Origin of the sequence: Mesorhizobium sp. M6A.T.Ce.TU.002.03.1.1, assembly GCF_003997275.1 — a bacterium.
GTDB classification, from domain to species: Bacteria; Pseudomonadota; Alphaproteobacteria; order Rhizobiales; family Rhizobiaceae; genus Mesorhizobium; species Mesorhizobium mediterraneum.
In genome coordinates this window covers 8,139-9,887 of record NZ_RZTI01000177.1, presented here as the reverse complement: position 1 = coordinate 9,887, position 1,749 = coordinate 8,139, and the positions used below count along the sequence as shown (strand labels likewise).

2 protein-coding genes and 1 pseudogene are annotated in these 1,749 nt (G+C 64.0%); all 3 read left to right on the top strand.

Annotated elements, in window-relative coordinates; translation table 11 throughout:
* The first annotated feature begins 26 nt into the window (after positions 1–26).
* Complete coding sequence (locus tag EOC93_RS30585; protein WP_245461589.1) at positions 27–839, top strand: YgcG family protein; 813 nt, start codon at positions 27–29, stop codon at positions 837–839.
* A gap of 8 nt (positions 840–847) precedes the next feature.
* Positions 848–1,486 (top strand): TPM domain-containing protein, encoded by a 639-nt coding sequence (locus EOC93_RS30580; RefSeq protein ID WP_095487643.1) that lies wholly within the window; start codon positions 848–850, stop codon positions 1,484–1,486.
* 106 nt (positions 1,487–1,592) lie between these two features.
* A pseudogene (locus EOC93_RS35135) lies at positions 1,593–1,749 on the top strand (GNAT family N-acetyltransferase); the annotation flags it as partial.

The following is a 1,749-nucleotide window of genomic DNA, read 5'->3' as shown; positions in this document are numbered from 1 at the left end:
CGACGATCGGTGCCGCCTTGGTGGCCATGGCGGTGCTGCTGGTCGGCTTCACCGCTCTCGCCGCCGAATTGCCTATTCTGACCGGTCGGGTCGTCGACAATGCCGGCATCATCGATGCCGCGACCAAGGCGGCGCTGACCCAGAAGCTTGCGGATTTCGAGGCCAAGGGCTCTGACCAGATCGTCGTCGCGACAATCAATAGTCTCGACGGCGAGGAGATCGAGCCCTACGCCAACCGGCTGTTTCGCGCCTGGAAACTCGGCCAGGCCGGCGAGGACAATGGCGTGCTTTTGCTGGTCGCCCAGAACGACCGCAAGATGCGCATCGAGGTCGGCTACGGGCTGGAAGGCACGCTGACCGACCTGCACACCAAGCTGATCATCGAAAACGACATGGTGCCGGCCTTCCGCGCCGGCGACTTCTCCGGCGGCATCAGTAAGGCCGTCGACGACATGGTCATGGTGCTGGAAGGCAATCCCGAAGAGCTGGAATCGCGCGGGATCCGCAATCCGGCCGACAACAGTTCCGTCGATCCCATCGTGGCGCTGTTCATCATCGTGTGGGCGACGCTGTTCTTAGGCGGCCTGGCGATGGCGGTCCTGCCGCCGATCTTCGGCACCAAGTTGTTGCCGGGCGTGTATAAATGGCTGGGCATGACGTTTCGCTATGGCCAAAGGTCAGGCTATGCGCGCACGGGCGGCGGCGTCTGGACAACGAGTACTTCGTCCGGCGGCGGCTGGTCATCGGGAAGTTCCGGTAGTGGCTGGTCGTCGGGTGGCGGCGGCTTTTCGGGCGGCGGCGGCTCGTCCGGTGGTGGCGGTTCTTCAGGAAGCTGGTGAGACACAACATGGCAACAAGACCGATCAGCCCCGAGGATCATGACCGCATCGCCAAAGCGATCCGCGCCGCCGAGACAAAGACCGACGGCGAAATCTACTGCGTCGTGGCCTATGCCAGCGACAGCTATTTCTTTCCGGCCGCGTTCATGGCGACGCTGGCCATGCTCGTCGTCAGCCTCGCCGTCAGTTACGGGCTGGAAGCGTGGTGGCTGTCGATCCGCTTGCCGCATTTCGTCATCGCACAGCTTCTGGCGCTGGCCTCGGTGCTTGGCCTGTTGTGGGCGCTGCCCGGCTTGCGCATCCATCTGGTGCCGAGGCGGCTGCGCTACCAGGCCGCGCACGCCAATGCGATAAAGCAGTTCCTCGCCCGCAACGTCCATCGCACCACGGCGCGCACCGGCGTGCTGGTCTTCGTTTCCATTGCCGAGCGCTACGCCGAGGTGGTCGCCGACAGCGGCATCGACAGCCGTGTCGGCCAAGATGTCTGGGACAGCGTCGTCCGCGACCTTACCGCGCATGCCGGCGACGATCGTCTCGCCGACGGCTTCATCAAGGCAATCGAAGCGACGGGCGCGGTGCTGGCCGAGCATTTCCCGGTTTCTAACGGCGACAGCAACGAGTTGGACGATCATCTGGTCGAAATCTGAACCGTTACGAACGCGCCTGCCAGCTGTCGATCGCCTGTGCGAAAGCGTGGGAGCCGGTTGACCGGACTCTTGCAATCGGGCGATGCGGGTTTATGGTTAACCAATCATGAACACGCTGAGCATCGACATCAGGAAAGCCGAGCCGCGCGACGCAAGCGCGATCGCCGACGTGCACCTGCTGGCCTGGCGCGGCGCCTATGCCGGCATCATCCCGCATCGCACGCTGACATCGATGATCAACCGCCGCGGCGCCGAGTGTTGGG

Coding starts and splice junctions, on each gene's coding strand:
- EOC93_RS30585 (WP_245461589.1), top strand. CDS start 27: ATGGCGGTGCTGCTGGTCGGCTTCACCGCTCTCGCCGCCGAATTGCCT.
- EOC93_RS30580 (WP_095487643.1), top strand. CDS start 848: ATGGCAACAAGACCGATCAGCCCCGAGGATCATGACCGCATCGCCAAA.